General features: G+C 59.0%; 2 protein-coding genes and 2 pseudogenes. All 4 read left to right on the top strand.

All coding sequences use genetic code 11. The features are described 5' to 3' along the window. Positions 1-638: pseudogene (locus tag ACIOMR_RS30775) on the top strand (2-oxoglutarate dehydrogenase E1 component); the annotation flags it as partial. Between the two features lie 44 nt (positions 639-682). Continuing rightward, positions 683-1,921: a 2-oxoglutarate dehydrogenase complex dihydrolipoyllysine-residue succinyltransferase gene (odhB, locus tag ACIOMR_RS30780; RefSeq protein ID WP_401198188.1), complete on the top strand. Its 1,239-nt coding sequence runs from the start codon at positions 683-685 to the stop codon at positions 1,919-1,921. A gap of 95 nt (positions 1,922-2,016) precedes the next feature. Beyond that, positions 2,017-3,453, top strand: a complete 1,437-nt coding sequence (lpdA, locus tag ACIOMR_RS30785; protein ID WP_401198191.1) for a dihydrolipoyl dehydrogenase — start codon at positions 2,017-2,019, stop codon at positions 3,451-3,453. Between the two features lie 214 nt (positions 3,454-3,667). After that, positions 3,668-3,775, top strand: a pseudogene (locus ACIOMR_RS30790) (hypothetical protein); the annotation flags it as partial. Positions 3,776-3,791 lie beyond the last annotated feature (16 nt).

Raw genomic sequence — 3,791 nt, forward strand, 5'->3', positions numbered from 1 at the left:
GTCAGGGTCCGGAGCACTCCTCGGCCCGTCAGGAGCGTTACCTGCAATTGTGCGCCGAGCACAACATCCAGGTGTGCGTGCCGACTACCCCGGCCCAGATCTACCACTTGCTGCGTCGCCAGGTGATCCGCCCGCTGCGCAAGCCGCTGGTAGTGCTGACGCCGAAATCGCTGCTGCGTCATAAATTGGCCATCTCGACCCTGGAAGATCTGGCGGATGGTTCGTTCCAGACCGTTATTTCAGAAATCGATACCCTCGACGCGGCCAAGGTCACTCGCCTGATCCTGTGCAGCGGCAAGGTTTACTACGATTTGCTGGAAAAACGCCGTGCCGAAGGCCGCGAAGACATCGCCATCGTGCGGATCGAGCAGCTTTACCCGTTCCCGGAAGACGACCTGATGGAGGCCATCGCGCCTTACACCAACCTCACCAATGTGGTGTGGTGTCAGGAAGAACCGATGAACCAGGGCGCGTGGTACAGCAGCCAGCATCATCTGCGTCGCAGCATCGGCAATCACAAACAGGCACTGGGCCTGGAGTACGCCGGTCGTGATGCTTCTGCTGCACCTGCGTGTGGTTATGCGTCGATGCACGCCGAACAGCAGGAAAAACTGCTGCAAGATGCTTTCACTGTTTAACGCCTTCGCGCTGACTGAAACCGAATTTTAAGGACCCACAGATAATGGCTATCGAAATCAAAGCCCCGTCATTCCCGGAATCGGTTGCCGATGGCACCGTTGCCACCTGGCACAAGAAACCAGGCGAGGCCGTCAAGCGTGACGACCTGATCGTCGACATCGAAACCGACAAGGTCGTGCTCGAAGTGTTGGCTGAAGCTGACGGCGTGCTGGGCGCAATCGTTGCCGAAGAAGGCGCTACCGTCCTGTCGAACCAGGTACTGGGCTCGATCGAAGAGGGCGGTGCTGCTGCCGCTGCCGCTGCTCCTGCTCCTGCCGCCGCTGCGGCACCGGCTGCTGCCGCAGCTCCAGCTGCTGCACCGGCTGCGGGTGGCGAAGATCCAATCGCTGCACCGGCTGCGCGTCAGCTGGCTGACGAAAACGGCATCAACCTGGCGTCCATCAAGGGCACCGGCAAAGATGGCCGTGTGACCAAGGAAGACGTGGTTGCCGCCGTTGAAGCCAAGAAAAACGCTCCAGCTGCTGCGCCTGCCAAGGCTGCTGCCCCGGCTGCCGCTGCTCCTGTGTTCGCCGCTGGCGACCGCACCGAGAAGCGCGTACCGATGACCCGCGTGCGTGCCACCGTGGCCAAGCGCCTGGTTGAAGCACAGTCGAACATGGCGATGCTGACTACTTTCAACGAAGTCGACATGACCGAAGTCATGGCCCTGCGTTCGAAGTACAAGGACCTGTTCGAGAAGTCCCACAACGGCGTACGCCTGGGCTTCATGTCGTTCTTCGTGAAAGCGGCCACCGAAGCGCTGAAACGCTTCCCGGCAGTCAACGCTTCCATCGACGGCGGCGACATCGTTTACCACGGTTATGCTGACGTCGGCGTTGCCGTCTCCAGCGACCGTGGCCTGGTGGTACCGGTTCTGCGTAACGCCGAGCTGATGAGCCTGGCTGAAATCGAAGGCGGCATCGCCAACTTCGGCAAGAAGGCCCGTGACGGCAAACTGACCATCGACGAGATGACCGGTGGTACCTTCACCATCACCAACGGTGGTACTTTCGGTTCGATGATGTCGACTCCGATCGTCAACCCGCCACAAGCTGCGATCCTGGGCATGCACAACATTCTGCAGCGTCCTATGGCGATCAACGGCCAAGTGGTTATCCGCCCGATGATGTACCTGGCGCTGTCGTACGATCACCGCCTGATCGATGGTAAAGAAGCCGTGACTTTCCTGGTGACCATCAAGAACCTGCTGGAAGACCCGGCTCGTCTGCTGCTGGATATCTGATAAAGCGGCGGTGCGCCGTACCACCCGGTCTGCCGCGAGGCAGGCCGGAGTGCGGCTCACGGCTTGAAGCTTTTAGCTAAAGAGGATTTTTTTTCATGTCGCAGAAATTTGACGTTGTAGTGATTGGCGCAGGCCCTGGCGGCTACGTTGCCGCCATCAAGGCCGCACAACTGGGCCTCTCGACTGCTTGCATCGAAAAATACACCGACAAGGAAGGCAAACTGGCGCTGGGCGGTACTTGCCTGAACGTTGGCTGCATTCCTTCCAAGGCGCTGCTGGACAGCTCCTGGAAATTCCACGAAGCGCAAGACGGTTTTGCCATCCACGGCATCAACCACGCTGGCGTGACCATGGACGTGCCAGCGATGGTCGGCCGCAAGGCCAACATCGTTAAAGGCCTGACTTCCGGCGTTGCTACCCTGTTCAAGGCCAACGGCGTTACTTCCCTGCAAGGCCACGGCAAACTGCTGGCCGGCAAGAAAGTTGAAATCACCAAGCCTGACGGTTCGACCGAAATCATCGAAGCCGAGAACGTGATCCTGGCTCCAGGTTCGCGTCCAATCGACATTCCACCGGCTCCGGTCGACCAGAACGTGATCGTTGATTCGACCGGCGCCCTGGAATTCCAAGCGGTTCCAAAACGTCTGGGCGTGATCGGCGCTGGCGTGATCGGCCTGGAACTGGGTTCGGTCTGGTCCCGCCTGGGTTCCGAAGTGACCGTGCTGGAAGCCCTGGACACGTTCCTGCTGGCTGCCGACACCGCAGTGTCCAAAGAAGCGCTGAAAACCCTGACCAAACAAGGTCTGGACATCAAGCTGGGCGCTCGTGTTACCGGTTCCAAGGTTAACGGCGAAGAAGTTGTCGTGACCTACACCGACAAGGATGGCGAACAGACCATCACTTTCGACAAGCTGATCGTAGCCGTTGGTCGCCGTCCGGTGACCACTGACCTGCTGGCTTCCGACAGCGGCGTGAACATCGACGAGCGTGGTTTCATCCACGTTGACGATCACTGCGCTACCACCGTGCCGGGCGTCTACGCCATTGGCGACGTGGTTCGCGGCATGATGCTGGCGCACAAGGCTTCCGAAGAAGGCATCATGGTTGTCGAGCGCATCAAGGGTCACAAGACCCAGATGAACTACGACCTGATCCCGTCTGTTATCTACACCCACCCGGAAATTGCATGGGTCGGCAAGAACGAACAGCAGTTGAAAGCTGAAGGCGTTGAAGTTAACGTCGGCACCGTCCCGTTTGCCGCGTCTGGCCGTGCCAGGGCAGCCAACGACACCGGTGGTTTTGTCAAAGTCATCGCTGATGCCAAGACTGACCGCGTATTGGGCGTCCACGTGATTGGCCCAGGCGCAGCAGAACTGGTTCAGCAAGGCGCAATCGGTATGGAATTCGGCACCAGCGCCGAAGACATCGGCATGATGGTTTTCTCCCATCCGACCCTGTCCGAAGCGCTGCACGAAGCCGCGTTGGCAGTGAATGGCCATGCCATCCACATCGCCAACAAGAAGAAGCGCTAAGCGAGATAATAAGAAACCACGGCGGTTGCCCGTCGTGAGCCTTGTGCGCAAGACTCACCGCGGAATATCCGCTGGACGCAGTCTTGCGCAGTTTCACCACCCAGGGTTCAGGCCTTTGGTGGTTTGACTGTGCAAGCAGCAGTCACAGGTGGCGCGGCACTCAATAAAGAGCGCAGCGCCGAATGCGCAGTACCTAACGAAGACGGTAATAAGCATGAATCTTCACGAGTATCAGGGTAAGCAGCTGTTCGCTGAATACGGCCTGCCAGTATCCAAGGGTTACGCAGTAGACACCCCGGAAGCAGCAGCAGAAGCTTGCGACTAAATCGGCGGCTCCG

The organism is Pseudomonas sp. NPDC087814 (assembly GCF_044742865.1).
Taxonomy (GTDB): Bacteria; Pseudomonadota; Gammaproteobacteria; order Pseudomonadales; family Pseudomonadaceae; genus Aquipseudomonas.